We start from the raw sequence: 16000 nt of genomic DNA on the forward strand, positions 1-16000 counted from the left end.
GGACGCCCACCATCAGCACCTGTGTGCGACGCACCCTCATGACCCGCCGGCCGACTCGCATCAGGCCCAGCCGTGTGCGACGAACCGTCATGCCCAGCCGGACGCCCACCATCAGCACCTGTGTGCGACGCACCCTCATGACCCGCCGGCCGACTCGCATCAGGCCCAGCCGTGTGCGACGAACCGTCATGCCCTGCCGGCCGACCCGCATCAGCGCCCGTGTGCGGCGCACCGTCATGCCCGGCCGGACGGCCACCATCAGCACCCGGGCGCGGCGCACCCTCGTGACCCGCAGGCCGACCCGCATCAGCATCCGGCCGATGCGGCGCGCCGTCATGCCCCGTCGGCCGACCCGCGTCAGCGCCGCTCTGACCCGCACCGTCCGCACCGGTCCGCGTCGGACCGTCGTGCGTCGGCGTCGGCGCTCCCGAACGGCCGTCGTGGCCGGGCGAGTTCACACCGTCCGCGCCCGTCCGCGTGGGGCCGTCGTGCGACGGGGTGGACGATCCGGCGCTCGTGTCGTGGGCGGGGGGCTGGTGGTCGGCGCCGATCCGGGTGCCGAAGGGGTCGAGCGCCGGACTGTTGTCGCGCGGCGGTCGGGCCGGTGCCGACTGCTCGTGACCGCTCCCCGTCGAACCGTTCGTACCGCTCGCGCCGCTCGCGCCGTCCGAACCGGACGAACTGATCGTCGGGCCGCTCCCGCCATTTCCGTGCTGCGAGGGCCCACCGGTGGACGAACTCCCGCCCCCGGAAGACGAGTTCGTGTGCCCGCCACCGGACGGCACCGACCCGCCGCCACCCGTGCCGACACTCGCCCCGGCCCCATCGCCATGCCCGGCCGACGACCCCGACCCCGAACCCGCCCCAACCCCGGAGCCGGACCCAACCCCGGACCCGGAGGCGGCCCCGGTGCCCGAAGACTCCCCTCCCCCGCTCCTCGCCCCGTCGTGCTCGCCGCCCGACGAGGAGTCGCCGCGCCCGGCCGCGTGGTCGATGCCGCTGCGGACGTGGCCGCCGGCGCGCGAGCCGAGGCCGTCGCGGAGGGACTCGGTGAAGGTCTGGCCGGAGTTCTTGACGGACTCCTTAAAGTCGTCGAGTCCGCGCTTGCCCGTGCGCCCCAGGTCGTAGCCGTTCTGCGCGCCGAAGCCCTGGTTGACGGTCTGCGCGATCAGGTCGCTGATCATGCCCTGGATCGCCGAGACGGCGGGCTCCTTCAGGGTCTCCATGATCGCTTCCATCAGCGCCTTACGAAGCTCCTTCAACAAGCGACGAACAATCATCTTCGTCGCCGCCGTCGCCCCGGCCGCACCCAGCTCCGACAGGCCGAGGGTGAACGGCGCGGCAGCCTGCGCGGCGATCAACTCGACCGCCAGCGCCACCAATTGGGCGATCACCGCCACCTTGCAGGTGATCACGATGACGGCGGCAGCGTCGAACGCCGCGGCGATCAGTCGGGAGGCCATCGCCGCGTCGGCGAAGTAGCCGTCCGAACCGCCGCCGGAGAACTTCTCCCAGGTCTTGCCGAAGGCGTCGATGCTGTCGCCGGAGTTGCTGGACAGCACGCTGTTGGCGGCGGTCGCGCCCCGGTAGTGGATCTCCTCGACCTGGTCGGCGAAGTCCCGCCAGACCTGCGCGGACTCCCGGAGTTTGTCCTCGTCCGCGGTCGGCCAGTCGAAGCCGAGCATCTCCAGGACCCACTCGACACTGTCCGGCAACATCAGCGACACTTCGCCAAACCCCCTGCGCCTCACGGGAAACGAACAAACGGACCAACAAACGGACCGACAAGCGGACCAACAAGCGGACGGACCAACAGACCGTCAATTCACCCCGACGGCACAGGGAAAGGGCCGACCTCGCCAGCCCCCGGGGCCCGAATACCGGACTCCCGGAAGCCCGGCGCCCAAAAAACCGTCAGTAGACCCGCGGCCGCTGCAACGACTGGATCCCGCCGCCGAGTTCGTCCGCGCGGGCCTCCATAGTGTGGAGGGTGTCCTCGGTGTCGGCCTCGTTGGACTCGTGACTGGCCGCCATGTTCTGCAGCTTGTCGCCGATCTCGCCGATCCGGGTGCCGAGGGACTCCATCGACTCCTTCATGCCGTCACGCAGGCCCTCGTAGACGATGCCGAACTTCTCGCCGAGGTCGTCGTCGCCCCAGGGCGGCGTGTCGCCCTGTTCGAGGGCTTCGAGTCGGCCGGAGAGGGTGCCGAGGGCGGAGAGGAAGTCCTGCCCGACGGCGGCCATGTTCCGGCCCTCGGCCCGCAGGTTCTGCGAATCGACCACGATCTGCTGAGACATGCCCGCCCCCGACTCGGACCACCGGGGCCGCTCGCACTGCTGACCCCGTGAGTTCGGGACCCCCGGGTCGGTTCCGACGGCGGCGGGTCCAATTTTGGTCCCTGCATCATAGGGCCGGAACCATTGCCAAGCCATGCCGCCCACCAACGTCGCAAAAGCTTGTCACCACACCTCCACCGCCGTGCAGTTGACCCGCACCGGCCCGGATCGCCCGCCCGAGCTCCACAGGCCTTGATCCGCAAAGGCGCTCCGCCGACGAAGTGCCCCACCGGCCCCACCGGTACCGGACCCGGAAGGCCCACCGCCACCCCACAGGGCCTTCACATCACCGCCACCGGCCGCACACGCGGGCAAGTCAGGCCGCCGCCCCGCCCGCGTCCACCGGCAGATCCGCGAGCCGCCACTCCAGCATCCCGTCGTCCAACCGGATCGCCCGCCGCCCTCGCGCGGTGAGCAGCCGGACGGCGTCGTAGGCGAGGGCGCAGTACGCGCCGCGGCAGTAGACGACGACCTCGGCGTCCTCGGGGAGTTCGCCGATCCGTTCGGCGAGTTCCTCGACGGGGATGGAGAGTGCGCCGGGGATGTGCCCGGCGGCGTACTCCTCGGCGGGACGGACGTCGAGGGCGACGGCGCGGCCGGCGGCGATCCGGGTCAGCAGGTCCTCGCGGCGGACGGCGTCGGGCTCGTCGCGGGCTTCGGGGCCGAGGTAGGCGGTCCGGGCGGGGGCGACGGCGGCCTGGTGGCGTTCGGCGACGCGGCGCAGCAGGTCGAGGAGTTGGGCGACGTCCTCGCCGGCGAGGCGGTAGTGGATGCGGACGCCCTCGCGGCGGGTGGCGACCAGTCCGGTCTGCTTCAGGGTCTGGAGGTGCGCGGAGGCGGTGGTGAGGTTGAGTCCGGCGGCTCTGGCGAGCGCGTCGACGGTGCGTTCGCCCTGGGCCAGCAGGTCGAGCAGTTCGAGTCGTTTGCCGCTGGAGAGGGCCTTGCCGGTGGCGGCGAACGCCTCGTAGAGCTCGGTCTTCGCGGCCCGGTCCGCCATGGCTGCGACCCCTTTCTCGGCAATTCTATGGAATAAGGGTACTCCGCCACCGCGCAGCCCCCCGGCCGAAGCAGCGGAAGAAGTGCCGAGGAATCGTCAACACCCGCTGACAAAAGGCCAGTTGAGCCGGGCCGTGCGCCCTGGTGCGGCACGCCCCGGTGCGCCAGGCTTCTCCCGAGGGCTCCCCCCTGCACCCCTGCACCCCCACACCCCCACAACCCCCGCGTCGCTTCGCCGGGCGGATCCCCGGTCGGTGCACCGGACAGAGAGGTGGAGTCACATGACAGCGCTCCCCAGCGGACGGGCCGGATCGCCGGGCCGCCTTCGAAGGCTGCGACACCGAGCGGCGGTCGTCCCGGTGGCCGTGTCGGTGGCCGTGTCGGTGGCCGTCTCGGTGGCCGGCGCGCTCGGAGCCCTCGGCGTGGTCGTGCCCGTGTCCTCGGCGCACGCGGCCGGCGAGGTCGGCGAGGCCCCCTCACCCGGCAGGGCCTCCGCGCACCGGCTGGTCTACATCGCCAACTCGCGCGCGAACTCGGTCACCGCCTACGACCCGTCGACCGCCTCGGCCGTCGCGACCATTCCGGTCGGCACGTACCCGCAGGCGGTGGCGGTCTCCCCGGACGGCAGCGAGGCGTACGTCGTCAACAACGGCAGCGGCACGGTGTCCGTGATCGACACCGCCACCGGCACGGTCGGCTCGACGATCGCGGTCGGCCGGCTGCCCGGACCGGTCTCGTTCTCCCCGGACGGGACGCACGCGTACGTCGGGCACTACGTCAGCGCGCGGGCCGGCGGCGTCGATGTCATCGACACCGCGACCCGGACGGTCATCACGACCGTGGCGGTCGGCAGCCAGCCGTTCGGCATCGCCGTGGCCCCCGATGGGGCGCACGCGTACGTGGCGAACCTGATCGGCGGCTCGGTCTCGGTGATCGACACCGCCACCAACAGCCTGACCGAGACGATCGTCGACAGCCGGGCCCGGATGCCCGCCGCCGTGGCGGTCTCGCCCGACGGCGGCCGGGTGTACGTCGCGAACTTCGCCAGCGACAACGTCTCGGTGATCGACACCGCCGGTAACGAGATCACCGGCGTCGTCCCCGTCGGGGTCGGTCCTGGGGGCGTGTCGATCACCCCGGACGGCGCCCACGCCTACGTGGCGAACCAGAACGAGGACACCGTCTCGGTGATCGACACCGGGACCGGCGGCGTCAGCGACACGGTCGCGGTCGGCGCCACCCCCGTCGGCGTGCTGGTCGACCCGGCCGGTGGCGCCGCGTACGTGGCCAACAGCCGCGCGGGCACCCTGTCGGTGATCGACACCGCCACCCGCAACGTCACCCGTACGGTCGACACCGGCAGCTCCCCGTACGGCCTGGCCGTCGCCACCGTCGCGCCCACCGTGACCGGGGTTCGGGCCGGCCACGGGCCCGACGCGGGCGGCAACAGCGTCACGATCGTCGGCGCCCACCTGGCCGGCGCCGGGGCGGTCATGTTCGGCGACACGCCGGCTACCGGCGTCACAGTCGTCAACGACTCCACCCTCAGGGCGACCGCACCGGCGCGGCCCGGCGGGGCGGTGAACGTCACGGTGACCACCCCGGCGGGCACCAGCCCCGTCAGCACCGCCGGCCGATACACCTACGCGTATCCGTTCAGCGGCTTCCGGCCGCCGGTCGCCGACCCGCCCGCCGTCAACCGGATGAACGCCGGCCGGGCGGTCCCGATCAAGTTCGGCCTGGGCGGCGACCGCGGCCCGGACGTCGTCTCCCGCGACTATCCGACCGCCACGCGCGTCGACTGCACCACCGGCGCACCGCTCGGCCCGCCCGTGCCCACCGCCGCCACGGACGGCGGGCTGCGGTACGACCGGGCCGCCGACACGTACAGCTACGTCTGGAAGACCGATCGGGCCTACGCCGGCAGCTGCCGGCTGTTCACCCTCGGCCTGAACGACGGCACCCTGCACACCGCGCTGTTCCGCTTCAGCTAGCCGAGGCCGGGGCCGGGCGGCGGGCCGGACCCTCCTCGCCGCCCGGCCCTGTCCCCGCCTACCCTGCCGCGGCGGGCCGGGCCTGCGCGGGGAGCCGGCCCGCCCTCGCCGACGCCCACTGGAACAGGACGGCGGCCATCGTCAGGGCGATGACCGAGGCCTGGACCAGGGCGCTCGCCGACCCGCCGCGCAGCGCCGCCGAGAACGACAGGGCCAGCACCGGGACGGCGACCGCCGGACCGGCCGCGTACCAGGCGGCGAAGAACGCGACACCGGTGCCCCCGGACGGCTGCGGGCGGTACAGCAGGTCCCGGCGGGCCGCGCCGCGGCAGGCGTTCACCAGTGCGGCCGCGACCAGGGGCGGGACGGCGATGGGCGCCAGCCAGGCCGCCGGCCCGCCGCCGAGCAACAGCGTCACGGCCGACCCGGCCACCGCCAGCACGAGGCCGAGCAGGGTGGGCACCACCGCGTGGCGCTGCATCAGGCCGGCGAACGGGTACGGGGACCAGGACGCCCGGCGCACGTCGTCGGTCTCGATCCGGGCGGGTTCCAGCAGTTGGGCGACCGCCAGGTAGTCGAAGGCCAGCGCGACCACGGTCACGGCCCAGGACAGCACGCCGCCGGTGCCGTGCGCGAGGACCGCGCAGAGCACGGCCGGCACGGTCAGCAGCACCGCGCGCCCGAGCCGGGCGGGCGTGCGGAGCAGGGCGAGGGCGTCCCGCCAGTACAGGATCAGCCAGGCCTGCCGGGGCGCGGGCAGCCGGAACCGGAGCTGTCGGCCGTTGCCGGACGCGCCGCTCACGGCCAGCCGGGCGGCGCGCAGTTCGACGGTCCGCAGCGCGGCCAGCACGCCGGCCGCCGCCCGGGCGCGCTCGCGCAGCAGGGGCAGCGGCAGGGTGCCGGCGGCCCGGTCGGCGAGCACCAGGGAGGCCGCGGTGGCCACCACCAGCAGCGCGGCGGCGGGCGCGGCCCCGGGGACCGCGGCGGGCGTCGGGCCGAGCGCGGCGAGTCCCGCCCAACCCCACGGGCCCGACCACAGCTCCGCCTGCTCCAGCCAGTGGACGGGGTGGCCGGCGACGGCCAGCGCGCTCTGCGCCGCGAGCGCCAGGATCAGCAGGGTCGCGTACGGGGTCAGCCTGCGTGCCCAGCGGGCGGCCGACGGGCTGCTCTGCACCAGCAGTCCGGCGCAGACGCCCAGCAGGGGCAGGCAGAGTCCGCCGACCAGGCACCAGCCGAGGGCGGCGGGCAGGCCGACGCGCGCGGTCAGGCCGAGCGCGACCATGCCGCCGACGGCGATCACCAGTCCGGGGAAGGCGGCCAGTCCGCAGGAGAGCCAGAACCACGGGCGCAGCACCGGGCGGGGCCGGACGGGGTGCGCGAGCAGCCAGTCGGTGGTGGCCCGGGGCGGCAGGACGGGCCCGCGCCACAGTCCGTCGCGGACGGCCAGCAGCAGGGTGGCGAGTCCGACGGCGGCGATGCCGCTGGGCATGGCGGCCAGCAGGTCGGGGCCGTGGCCGGTGTAGTCGGCGCCCTCCGAGGCGTGGACGAAGAGGCCGAGGCTGGGGAGACCGCCCCACATCACCAGGATGAGCACGGTGCAGTAGAGCGCGAACCCGACCTGCTTGGCCCGGTTGCGCCGGTGCGGTGCGCGCAGGGCGCGCAGGACCGCCAGTGCCTCGTCGGTCCAGTCGTCGTCCTCGGTCCACTCCGCGGCGGTCGCACCCCCATCCCACTCGTCGCCGCCGGCCCGCGCGTCGTCCCCGCCCCGGTCGTCGTTCTCGGCCTCGCCCGTCGCGGAGACCTCGTCCGTCGCCGCGGCCTCGTCCGTCGCCGCCACCCTGTCCGTCGCCGCGGCCTCGGGGCGGCTCATCGGGCGCCCGCCGAGGCGGCGCGACCGGCCGTGCCGGTGCCGTCGGCGCCGAGGACGGCGGCGGGTGCGCCCTGCCGGACGATCCGTCCCTCCTCCAGGACCACCACCCGGTCGGCGACCTCCCGTGCGAGGTCGGTGTGGTGGGTGACCAGCAGCACCGCGACCCCGTCGGCGAGTTCCGCCGTCAGGAGTTCGGCGAGCCGCCGGCGCGCGTCCGGGTCGAGGCGCTGCTCGGGCTCGTCGAGCAGCAGCAGGTCCCGGGGCCGGACGAGGGCGCAGGCCAGCAGCAGGGCCTGCATCTGTCCGGAGGAGAGGGCGGACGGCAGCGCGTCGGCCCGTTCGGTGAGGGAACGGTTCTCCAGCACCTGTGCGACCCAGTCGGCGGCGTCGGCGACGCCGTGCGCGACGGCGACCAGCAGCAGGTGCTCGCGCACGGTCAGGTCGGGGTAGCAGGCGACCGTGTCACCGACGACCGCGACCCGGGCGCGGATCCGCGGGTCGTTCTCGTTCATCGGCAGACCGTCGAAGCGAACGGTTCCGGTGGTCGGCAGGTCGCGGCCGGCCGCGATGCGCAGCAGGGTGGACTTCCCGGATCCGTTGTGCCCGAGCAGCGCCACGCATTCACCGGCCGCCAGTTCGAGACCGACGGGGTGGAGCACTTCCCGGCCGCCGTACGCGCGGCTCACCCCGGTCAGTTTCAGCAACGCTGGACGGGCGCCGGCACGGGGTGCGGCGGATTTCTTGGCCATGTGGACGGCGCCTCTCGACGGATTGGTCGACCAAGTATCGCCCGCTGCCCGCGCACGGTTTTCCGCCCCTCCCGGTCCGACCGAACGCCGGTGCGGGCGAGGCGAGTCCACCCGGCCCTCGGGGCATGCGCAGCCCGCCCGCCCCCGAGGGCCGAGGTCTCACTCCGCCGGCGCTTCGCGCAGCGTCGAGGAGGTGAGGCCGAAGGTGTCGCGGAGGTCGCTGTCGTCCACCAGGAAGGGGCGGTCGAACAGGTGGCTCACCTCGATCGCGGCGAGGATCGACGCGAACAGCGGCGGCATGGTCTGCGGCCAGGTGCGGTAGGCCGTCATGGCGGCGTTGAAGACGGTGCCCGCTCCGGCCGGTGCCTCCGCGCGTCCCTCGGCGCGGCCCGCGTACAGGCACCGGCCCAGGCCCAGGCCCAGGCCCAGACCCAGACCCAGACCCAGGCACCGGCACCGGTGGGCCGATGACCGTACCGGCAGGCCGTCAGACCGCAGGCCCGCCCAGCACCATCTCGTGCTCCACCGAGGCCTCGTCCCCCGGCATGGGCACGGACAGGCCGCTGCGGGCGAACCCGATCCGCCGGTAGAACGCCTCGGCGCGCGCGTTGTCCTGGTGCACGAACAGCCGCACCCGCGCGACCGAGGGCTCGTCGAGCTGCCGGGCGAACGCGATCGCCGCGTCGAACAGCTCGCGCGCCAGGCCGGTGCCGCGCTGTTCGGGGCGGACGAACACGCCGACCAGGTGGGCCTGGTCGACGAGGGCCGGCCCGCCGAAGACGTCCTGGCGGCCGGCCCGCTCGATCAGCACCGTCACCGACCCGTCCAGGCTCCCGTCCGGCCGCTCGGCGACGAACTGCTGGGAGATCATGTCGCCGCGGGCACCGGCCGCGCGCCCCTGCCAGTGCTCGTCCGGCTGCGCGGACGCGGCCTCGTAGGTGTCCAGGAAGGCGATGTTCGCGACCGGGTCGCGCAGCGCGTCCAGGCGCAGTCCCTTGGTGCGCTGCCAGTCCGAGGCGGTGGTGGCTCGTATCACGTGGTTCATCGTCCGATCCTCGCTGAGCTGCGGGAACGCGGGCAACCACTTTTCACCGCCGGCCGCCCCGCACCGCCTCACACCGGCCCGCACCGCCTCACACGCCTCACACCGCCTCACACCGCCAGCCGGCTCACACCGGCTCGGGCAGTTCCAAGGTGGCGACGTCCTTGCCGAGTTCGAGCATCCGCCGCAGGATCCGCCCGTTGCTTAGCAGGGCGTTGCGGGCCCGCAGTCCGACGGCGGTGCGCGGGGCGAGGAACGGGCCGGTGCGGTCGCCGCCGCGCTGGCAGCGTTCGGCCCAGGGGCGCACCGTCCGCTCGTAGCGGGCGAACGCGGTGCGGTGGTCGCCGTCGGCGCGGGCGAGTTCGGTGGCGAGGACGTAGGCGGCGACCAGTGCGGTGCCGGTGCCCATGCCGCCGATGGTGGCGCCGCAGGCGGCGTCGCCGAGCAGCGCGATCCGCCCGTGGGACCAGCTGGGCACGTCGGCGCGGCTGATCGAGTCGAAGTAGAGGTCGTCGGCGTCGCGGAGGGTCTCCAGCAGGTGCGGGACAGGGCGGCCGAGGTCGGCGAAACGTTGCTGCAGCAGGGACTTGAGGGCGTCGGTGTCGCGCCGGTCGTGGTCGACCGGCGGCGAGGCGAACAGCAGAAACGCTCCTGCACGGTCCGGATCGCGGGGGTTTGCCCCGGCCGCGGCGAGCCGGCCGGGGGTGTTGACGCCGGTACTGCCGGCGGGCAGGCCGAGCCGGTTGGGGAACTGCCAGGTGGCGGCGTAGTAGCCGAGGTGGCGGACGTAGTCCTTCTCGGGGCCGAAGGCGAGGGCGCGGATCCGGGAGTGCAGTCCGTCGGCGCCGATCACCAGGTCGAAGCGGCGTTCGGGGCCGTAGCGGAAGGCGGCGCGGACGCCGCGGTCGTCCTGCTGGAGCGCGGTGACGGTGTCCCCGAACAGGTACTCGGTGGTGGATTCGCTGTGCCGGTACAGGAGTTGGGCGAGTTCGCCGCGCGGGATCTCGATCTCGCCGCCGGCGAAGTCGGCGGGCAGCCGGAGCCGGACGCGGCCGTGGCGGTCGGTGAAGGTCATCGGGCTGCCGCCGGTGTCGAGCGCGCGCAGCTCGTCCAGCAGGCCCATGCGTTCGAGCACCGTCAGGTGGGTGGGGCCGCGGAAGTCGACGGCCTGGCCGCCGGGCCGCAGCGCGGGTGCGAGTTCGACCACGGTGGGGCGGTGGCCGTACCGGCCGAGCCAGTGGGCGAGCGCCGGGCCGCCGATACCGGCGCCGGAGATCAGGATCTGCACGGTGTTTCCCCCTCGGAGAGCAGAGTCCAACGGGCCCTCCCCGGGCCCGGAACAGAAAATGTGTCTCGCGGACACTGTTTGCTGCTGTGTACCGTAGACACAGTTTCCGGCCGGACGCAAGGCGGTCCCGGCCCGGCACCAGGGAGGGCCAGTGAACGAACAGGACGCGGCGGTACGGCTGCTGTGGGGTCCCCCGGCGCGGCCGACCCGGGGGCCGAAGCCGGCCCTCACCCTGGAGTCGATCGCCCGGGCCGGGGTCGAGATCGCGGACGCCGAGGGCCTGGCGGCGGTGTCGATGCAGCGGGTGGCGGGGCTGCTGGCGTACACCAAGATGTCGCTGTACCGGTACGTGCCGGGCAAGGCCGAGCTGATCGCCCTGATGGTCGAGCACACGGTCGGCGAGCCCCCGCCGCCGAGCGCGTCCCCGTGGCGGGACCAACTCACCGACTGGGCGCACCGGATGGCCGCGCTGTTCGCCGCCCACCCCTGGGTGCTGGACGCGCTGTCCGGCGGCCCGCGGCTCACCGGCCCGCGCGAACTGGCCTGGCTGGAGCGGGTGGTGGCGGCGCTGGACGGCCACGGGCTGAGCGGCGCCGAGCGGATGGACGCCGCCGTGCTGCTGGTCGGCCACGTGCGGACGATCGCCGCGCAGCAGCGGCAGTCCCGGGAGGGTTCGCCGGAGGCGGAGATGCTGCGCGCGCTCGGCGGGTTGGTGGCGTCCCACGCGGAGCGCTACCCGGCCCTCGCCGCCGCCATGGCCGAGCCGGGCGAGGGCCGCGACAACGCCTTCGACTTCGGCGTCGAACGGATCCTGGACGGCCTGGCCGCCCTGATCGACCGCCGGAAGCCCCTCGACAACCGGGCGGATTGACCGACCTACCGACGTTTCACGGGGCCGGACGGCGCGGCCCGGCGCGATGGCGGCCGCGCCGGGCGGGGGTGCGGGTGGCGCTCACGGCGCCGGCCAGCACGAGGGGGGTGAGCAGCAGAACCATGGTCAGGTGCATGCGGTGCCTCCGGGTGGTCCGGTTCCTGCTGGTGGCCGTTCCCGTGCCGGGCGCGGCCATGTGGGCGCCGACGTGGGATCACCCGCCCGGACCGCGTCGCGGTCCGGATCTCTCCCGGTCGGTCGTCCCCCGGCTGTGGATCTTCCCGGGCCGACGATCCGTCAATCTGCTTCGCGGGGGCGCTCGGGCAGCACGATGGGCGCGCCCCCGTGCGGGTGCGCCAGTACTTCGACGGGGTGCCGGTAGACCCGGCTGAGCAGTGCGGCGTCCAGGACTTCGCCGGTCGGGCCGACGGCGACGGTGCGGCCGGCGTCGAGCAGGGCGATCCGGTCGGCGTGCGCGGCGGCCAGCGTGAGGTCGTGCAGCACCACGATCACGCCCCGTCCTGCTTCCGCGCGCTCCCGGGCGATCCGCAGGACGAGTTCCTGGTGGCGCAGGTCGAGGGCGGCGGTGGGTTCGTCGAGCAGCAGCAGCGGGGTGTCCTGGGCGAGGATCCGGGCCAGCGCGACCCGGGCCCGTTCGCCGCCGGAGAGCGCCGTGAACGGCCGGGCCGCCAGGTGCGCGCAGTCGGTGGCGGCCATCGCGCGGGCCACCTCCTGCTCGTCCTCGCCCGCCCGGGGGGTGCCGGCCCAGGGCGCGCGGCCCATCCGGACCACCTCCCCGGCCGCGAACGGGAACGACACCTCGTGGTGCTGCGGCAACAGGGCGCGCAGCCGGGCGAGTTCGGCGGGCCGGTAGGCCGCGAGCGGCCGCCCGTCCAGCCGCACCCGGCCGTCGGTGGGTCGCCGGTCGCCGGCCAGCACCGACAGCAGGGTCGACTTGCCCGCGCCGTTCGGGCCGAGCAGCGCGAGGATCTCGCCCCGGCGCACCGTCAGCCGGACGTCGGCGAGCAGCGGCCGGCCGCCGACGGTGCAGCCGACCGCGTCCGCGTGCAGGAGTTCCGTCATGCCCAGCCTCCCTGGCGGCGTCGGGTGCGGCGCAGCAGCCAGAAGAAGAACGGGCTGCCGATGAGTGCGGTGAGGACGCCGAGCGGGAGTTCGGCGGGTGCGGCGAGGGTGCGGGCGGCCAGGTCGCCGGCGACCAGCACCAGTGCGCCGCCGACGGCGGAGGCGGGCAGCAGGAACCGGTGGCCCGGCCCGGCGAGCATCCGCAGCAGGTGCGGGACGACCAGGCCGACGAACCCGATGATGCCGCTGACGGCGACGGCGGCGGCGGTCAGCAGCGCGACCACGGTGATCAGGACGATCCGCATCCGTTCGACGTCCACGCCCAGGTGCCGGGCCGGCCGCTCGCCGAGGGCGAGCAGGTCGAGGCGGCGGGCGTAGCGGGGGGCGACGGCGAGTCCGAGCGCGGCGAACGGCAGCACGGCCAGCACCTTGCTCCAGCCGGCCTGCGAGAGCGAGCCGAGCTGCCAGAACGTCACCTGGCTGATCGCGGCGGTGTCGGCGGTGAACAGCAGCAGGCCGATCAGCGCGCCGCAGAACGCGTTCACGGCGACGCCGGTGAGCAGCAGCGTCACCACCTCGGTGCGGCCGCCGCTGCGCGACATGGCGTAGACGGCGCCGACGGTGAGCAGTCCGGAGGCGAACGCGGCGGCGGTGACGGTCCAGCTGCCGAGGGCGTCCAGGCCGAGCACGATGCAGGCGACGGCGCCGACCGCGCCGCCGGAGGAGACGCCGATCACGGCGGGCTCGGCCAGCGGGTTGCCGAACACGCCCTGCATCAGCGCCCCGGCGCAGCCCAGCGCCGCGCCGACCAGCAGGGCGAGCACCACCCGGGGCAGCCGGACGTTCCACAGCACCGACTCGGGGACGCGTTCCAGCGGGTGGCCGCCGAGGTGGGCGCGGTGCGCGAGCGAGGCGAGGATGTCGCCGAGCGGGATCCGGTACGCGCCGGTGCCGGCGGCGAGCAGCGCGCAGGCCAGCAGGGCGACGCCGAGGGCGGCCAGCAGCAACGGCCGCCGGTCGCGAACCGCCCTGCCCGTCTTGCCGGTCGACGTCTCTTCGGGTTTCACGACGGTGGTGGTCACCGGGCGCCGTCCCGGTGCAGTCCGGCGGCGAGCTCGCGCAGCACCTGCGGGGTGCGCGGTCCGTAGGACAGCAGCCGTCCGTCGTCCACGGAGACGATCCGGCGGTCGAGTCCGGCGGGGGTCTGGGCGACGCCCGCGAGGTCGAGCAGTCCGTCGACGCCGCCGACGGAGTCGAGGCCCTTGCTCATCACCAGGATCGCGTCGGGCGCGGCCTTGACCAGGGCTTCGCTGGTCAGCGGGGTGAAGTCGCCGGTCAGCCCGGCGGCCGTTCCGGCGTCCTCGCCGCCGGCGGCCTCGATCAGCGAGGGCGCGCCGGAGTCCGGGCCGCCCAGCAGGAACACCGAGGCGCTGCCGCGCAGGTAGAGGAATGCCACCCTGGGGCGCTTCGCGGCGGCCGGAATCCCCGACCGCACCTCCGAAATCTGCTGCTCCGTACGGGACTTGAGCTCGGCGCCCGCCTCGGGGACGCCGAGGGCGGCGGCGACCCGGTCGATCCGGGCGCCGATGTCGGCGAGCTGCTTCGCGTCGTCCACCACGATCAGCGGGACGCCGGCGGCCCGGATCTGCTGCACCGCCTCGGCCGGGCCGGTGCTGCGGTCGGCGAGCACCACGGTGGGGCGCAGCGAGAGCACGCCCTCGGCGGAGACCTCGTGCGCCTGGGTGATCACGGGCAGCTGCGCGGCCTGTTCGAAGGTGGTGGACACGTCGCGGGCCACCGCGTGCGGGCCGAGTCCGAGACTGAAGACCAGCTCGGCGAGGCTCCCGCTCAGCGGAATGATCCGCTCGACGCTGTCGACCGTGACCTGTCGCCCGTCGGCGGACGGCACGGTGACGGGCAGTCGGGGCGTCGGCGTCCCCGGCAGCGCCTCGATCCGGTCCGGGCTCGCGGCGCCGCCGGCCGCCGTCGGCGCGGCGGCGGGCTCGCCGGTGGCGCAGGCGCTCGCGCCGAGCAGCAGCAGGAGCCCCCCGAGGGCGGCTCCGGCGCGGGCGCGCAGGCGGGTGCGAGGAGCGCGTGGACGGTGTGGGCTGCGAGGGCTGCGGGGGCCGCGGGGACTGCTCAACGTCGGGCCTTTCTGGGTGCGTTGACGTCCCGTCGAGGCCGACCGTGCGGGTCGTGGGCGGAACGCATGACCCATATATTAGGTTAGCCTTACCTCACCTCGGCAAGCGGGCTGTCCCCGCGCCCCTGCCGCTTCCCCCTCCCCGAGGAGTGATCCGCCATGCCCGTCCCCGGACGGCCCCCAGCTCCGGCCCGCCTCCGCGCCGCCCTCACCCTGCCGTTGGCCGTACTGCTGACCCTGCTCTGTCTCCCCGGCCGGGCCGTCGCGGCCGACCCGGCGGTCTCCGGCGGACGGTTGGACTGGGGAATCAAGGCGAGCTTCCTGACGTACGTCACCGGCCCGGTGGCGAACGGCAAGTGGGCCCTGAGCGGCGGCGCGTCCACGGTCGGCGGCTCGGTGTTCCGCTTCCACTCCGCGACCGGCAGCTACGACCCGGAGACCGGCCGGCTGTCCGCCGCGTTCCAGGGCGGCGTCCGCTTCACCGGCCATCAGGAGAACGGCGGCAACGCGCTCGACCTGAGCATCTCCCGCCTCACCGTCAAGGCCGACCCCGACGGCGGCGCCGCGCTGTACGCCGACGTCAGCTCCAAGTCCCGCCAGACCGGCAGCACCTCGTCCACCGCCCAGTCCCGGCTGGCCGACCTCTCGCTCTCCGGCGTCTCGCTGAAGGGCGCGTCCGGCACCGTCACGCTCAGCCGGGTGCCCGCCACCCTCACCTCCGCCGGAGCGGCCGCGTTCGGCGGCTTCTACACCGCCGGGACGGCCCTCGACCCGCTCACCTTCTCCGTCACCCTCAAGTCCGCCCCGACGCCCGCGCCCTCCGCGCCCGCGCCCTCCCCCTCCGAGTCCTCCTCCGCCGCCGCACCCTCCTCCGCGCCCTCGACCTCGGCCCCCGCCTCCTTCACCAACGGCGCCCTCGACTGGGGCGTCCGCCGGACCTTCCGCGACTACGTCACCGGCTCGATCGCCCAAGGGAGTTGGCAGCCGGCCGACGGCGCGGCGGACGGCGGGGCGTTCTTCCGCTGGACGCCCGCCCACGGCACCTGGGACGCGTCCGCCGGTGCCCTGGACGCCTCGTTCACCGGCGCCGTCCACTTCACCGGCCTGCGCCAGGGCGACACCCTCGGCCTCGACCTGACGTTCGCCAACCCGCGCCTGTCCGTGACGGGCGGTCAGGGCCGCCTGCTCGCCGACGTCAACGGCCGCACCCCCGACGGCTCCACCCGCAACGCCCCCGCCACCGAGCTCGCGACCTTCCCCGCGACCGAGCTCAAGACCGGGAACGGCCTGCTCACCGCCACCGACCTCCCCCTGACCCTCACCGCCTCCGGCGCCCAGGCCTTCGGCTCGCTCTACCCGGCGGGCACCGAACTCGACCCGCTCACCTTCGCCGTCGCCCTCGACCCGTCGGCCGCCCTCCCTCCGCTCCCCGACCTCGGCAGCCCCACCACCCCTTCCCCCTCCTCCGACCGCGCCCCGATCGCCGCCGCCACCACCGCCTCCCGGCCCACCGCCGCCCTCGTCCTCACCGCGACCGCCCTCCTCGCGGCCGCCGCCATCGCATTCGCCCTCCGCCGCCGACGCCGCACCTGACGCGCCGCGTCTCCCCCGCGCCGCCCCTGACCAC

14 protein-coding genes are annotated in these 16000 nt (G+C 74.7%); 3 read left to right on the forward strand and 11 right to left on the reverse strand.

Translation table 11 applies throughout. The annotated features are described in order from the left end of the window. From ACFV4P_RS12155 to ACFV4P_RS12165, 3 genes are all read right to left on the reverse strand, one after another. A partial coding sequence (locus ACFV4P_RS12155) for a hypothetical protein (protein ID WP_380470064.1) occupies positions 1–1727 on the reverse strand: 1727 nt, incomplete at its 3' end. 187 nt (positions 1728–1914) lie between these two features. Further along, positions 1915–2298, reverse strand: coding sequence for a hypothetical protein (locus ACFV4P_RS12160; protein WP_073816229.1), 384 nt, complete (start codon positions 2296–2298; stop codon positions 1915–1917). Positions 2299–2653: 355 nt separating this feature from the next. Further along, positions 2654–3334 (reverse strand): ArsR/SmtB family transcription factor, encoded by a 681-nt coding sequence (locus ACFV4P_RS12165; RefSeq protein WP_380470066.1) that lies wholly within the window; start codon positions 3332–3334, stop codon positions 2654–2656. 280 nt (positions 3335–3614) lie between these two features. Between ACFV4P_RS12165 and ACFV4P_RS12170 the strand changes: the two genes are divergently transcribed. Next, positions 3615–5327 carry a PxKF domain-containing protein gene (locus ACFV4P_RS12170; protein WP_380470068.1) on the forward strand — a complete coding sequence of 571 codons (1713 nt, stop codon included), beginning with the start codon at positions 3615–3617 and terminating at the stop codon, positions 5325–5327. A gap of 58 nt (positions 5328–5385) precedes the next feature. Here ACFV4P_RS12170 and ACFV4P_RS12175 read toward each other — a convergent pair whose 3' ends face one another. The 5 genes from ACFV4P_RS12175 to ACFV4P_RS12195 form a co-directional block, all read right to left on the reverse strand. Then, a complete protein-coding gene (locus ACFV4P_RS12175) occupies positions 5386–7197 on the reverse strand; it encodes a hypothetical protein (protein ID WP_380470070.1) in 1812 nt (603 codons plus the stop codon). Then, complete coding sequence (locus tag ACFV4P_RS12180) at positions 7194–7946, reverse strand: ABC transporter ATP-binding protein (RefSeq protein WP_380470072.1); 753 nt, start codon at positions 7944–7946, stop codon at positions 7194–7196. Before ACFV4P_RS12180 ends, ACFV4P_RS12175 begins: the two co-directional genes overlap by 4 nt. Before the next feature lie 159 nt (positions 7947–8105). Next, positions 8106–8276: a hypothetical protein gene (locus ACFV4P_RS12185; protein WP_380470074.1), complete on the reverse strand. Its 171-nt coding sequence runs from the start codon at positions 8274–8276 to the stop codon at positions 8106–8108. Positions 8277–8433: 157 nt separating this feature from the next. Next, positions 8434–8991, reverse strand: coding sequence for a GNAT family N-acetyltransferase (locus ACFV4P_RS12190; RefSeq protein WP_380470076.1), 558 nt, complete (start codon positions 8989–8991; stop codon positions 8434–8436). Between the two features lie 124 nt (positions 8992–9115). Further along, complete coding sequence (locus ACFV4P_RS12195; protein ID WP_380470078.1) at positions 9116–10276, reverse strand: FAD-dependent monooxygenase; 1161 nt, start codon at positions 10274–10276, stop codon at positions 9116–9118. Positions 10277–10427: 151 nt separating this feature from the next. Between ACFV4P_RS12195 and ACFV4P_RS12200 the strand changes: the two genes are divergently transcribed. Beyond that, positions 10428–11147 (forward strand): TetR/AcrR family transcriptional regulator, encoded by a 720-nt coding sequence (locus ACFV4P_RS12200; RefSeq protein WP_380470080.1) that lies wholly within the window; start codon positions 10428–10430, stop codon positions 11145–11147. 297 nt (positions 11148–11444) lie between these two features. Here ACFV4P_RS12200 and ACFV4P_RS12205 read toward each other — a convergent pair whose 3' ends face one another. Genes ACFV4P_RS12205 through ACFV4P_RS12215 form a run of 3 tightly spaced genes read right to left on the reverse strand, consistent with a single transcriptional unit; the run spans position 11445 to position 14373 of the window. Further along, on the reverse strand, positions 11445–12230 hold the full coding sequence (locus ACFV4P_RS12205) for a heme ABC transporter ATP-binding protein (protein WP_380470082.1): 786 nt from the start codon (positions 12228–12230) through the stop codon (positions 11445–11447). Next, positions 12227–13312, reverse strand: a complete 1086-nt coding sequence (locus ACFV4P_RS12210; RefSeq protein WP_380470084.1) for a FecCD family ABC transporter permease — start codon at positions 13310–13312, stop codon at positions 12227–12229. The genes ACFV4P_RS12205 and ACFV4P_RS12210 overlap by 4 nt, the downstream gene beginning before the upstream one ends. Next, the gene (locus ACFV4P_RS12215) at positions 13309–14373 is read right to left on the reverse strand and encodes a hemin ABC transporter substrate-binding protein (RefSeq protein WP_380470086.1); all 1065 of its coding nucleotides are present in this window, start codon (positions 14371–14373) and stop codon (positions 13309–13311) included. The genes ACFV4P_RS12210 and ACFV4P_RS12215 overlap by 4 nt, the downstream gene beginning before the upstream one ends. 159 nt (positions 14374–14532) lie before the next feature. On the opposite strand from ACFV4P_RS12215, the gene ACFV4P_RS12220 reads away from it, so the two are divergent. After that, positions 14533–15966, forward strand: coding sequence for an HtaA domain-containing protein (locus ACFV4P_RS12220; RefSeq protein WP_380470087.1), 1434 nt, complete (start codon positions 14533–14535; stop codon positions 15964–15966). The last annotated feature ends 34 nt before the right edge of the window (positions 15967–16000 follow it).

Source organism: Kitasatospora sp. NPDC059795, from assembly GCF_042732175.1.
Taxonomy (GTDB): Bacteria; Actinomycetota; Actinomycetes; order Streptomycetales; family Streptomycetaceae; genus Kitasatospora.

Coding starts and splice junctions, on each gene's coding strand:
- ACFV4P_RS12180 (WP_380470072.1), bottom strand. CDS start 7,946: ATGGCCAAGAAATCCGCCGCACCCCGTGCCGGCGCCCGTCCAGCGTTG.
- ACFV4P_RS12165 (WP_380470066.1), bottom strand. CDS start 3,334: ATGGCGGACCGGGCCGCGAAGACCGAGCTCTACGAGGCGTTCGCCGCC.
- ACFV4P_RS12160 (WP_073816229.1), bottom strand. CDS start 2,298: ATGTCTCAGCAGATCGTGGTCGATTCGCAGAACCTGCGGGCCGAGGGC.
- ACFV4P_RS12170 (WP_380470068.1), top strand. CDS start 3,615: ATGACAGCGCTCCCCAGCGGACGGGCCGGATCGCCGGGCCGCCTTCGA.
- ACFV4P_RS12205 (WP_380470082.1), bottom strand. CDS start 12,230: ATGACGGAACTCCTGCACGCGGACGCGGTCGGCTGCACCGTCGGCGGC.
- ACFV4P_RS12220 (WP_380470087.1), top strand. CDS start 14,533: ATGCCCGTCCCCGGACGGCCCCCAGCTCCGGCCCGCCTCCGCGCCGCC.
- ACFV4P_RS12190 (WP_380470076.1), bottom strand. CDS start 8,991: ATGAACCACGTGATACGAGCCACCACCGCCTCGGACTGGCAGCGCACC.
- ACFV4P_RS12175 (WP_380470070.1), bottom strand. CDS start 7,197: ATGAGCCGCCCCGAGGCCGCGGCGACGGACAGGGTGGCGGCGACGGAC.
- ACFV4P_RS12185 (WP_380470074.1), bottom strand. CDS start 8,276: ATGACGGCCTACCGCACCTGGCCGCAGACCATGCCGCCGCTGTTCGCG.